General features: G+C 41.9%; 1 protein-coding gene. It reads left to right on the plus strand.

The features are described from left to right. Positions 1 to 103: 103 nt before the first annotated feature. Positions 104 to 797, plus strand: a 694-nt coding sequence (gene ltrA / locus ACOI1D_RS21730; RefSeq protein ID WP_422504291.1) for a group II intron reverse transcriptase/maturase, incomplete at its 3' end; no start/stop codon positions are given.

A 797-nucleotide genomic window follows, 5' to 3' on the forward strand; every position in this document is an offset into this window, starting at 1 on the left:
ATAGCCTAAGCACGCATTTCAATATGATGGAAAGTGTAAGGAATCGTCTCTTGTAGCGATTATAAGACCAATGTAGTGAGTAAGCGTGAAGGTGGTGATAATCATGAGACCACAACGCAAGTATTATTCCATTATCGACAAAGTGTATCGCATGGATAATCTGTATGAGGCATGGAATGCCGTGGAGGCAAACAAAGGAAGTGCTGGAGTGGATGGGGAAACCATCATATGGTTTGAGACACAACTCAATCAAAACCTATTAGAGATTCAGCGGTTGCTTAAAGAGGGTCGTTATCAACCTCAACCAGTGCTACGGCATTATATACCAAAAGATAATGGAAAGAAGCGACCATTAGGAATACCCACAGTCAGGGACCGAATTGTCCAGCAGGCAGTTCGACAGATGATTGAACCGCTTTTTGACCGAGACTTTTATCTACACAGCTACGGGTTCCGAAAGGGACATTCTCAACACCAAGCATTGGATATAGTCAGACGTGCCAAAAAGAGCGGGTATGAATATGTGGTTGACTTAGATATTCAATCCTATTTTGATAATATTCCACATGAGTTACTCATGGGGAAAATCAAGGACAAGATTACGGATGGACGAGTGCTTGATTTAATCGAAATGTGGTTAAAAGCAGGTGTAATGGAAGATGATCAGTTCCAGTACACGAACATCGGTTCTCCGCAAGGTGGCGTCATTTCGCCATTATTAGCGAATATTTACCTTGATGAATTTGATTGGGAGATGAATGAAGAAGGTTTTCCAGTTGTTCGTTTCGCAGATGATG

It is taken from the genome of Virgibacillus sp. DJP39 (genome assembly GCF_049310925.1).
Classification (GTDB): Bacteria; Bacillota; Bacilli; order Bacillales; family Amphibacillaceae; genus Virgibacillus_F.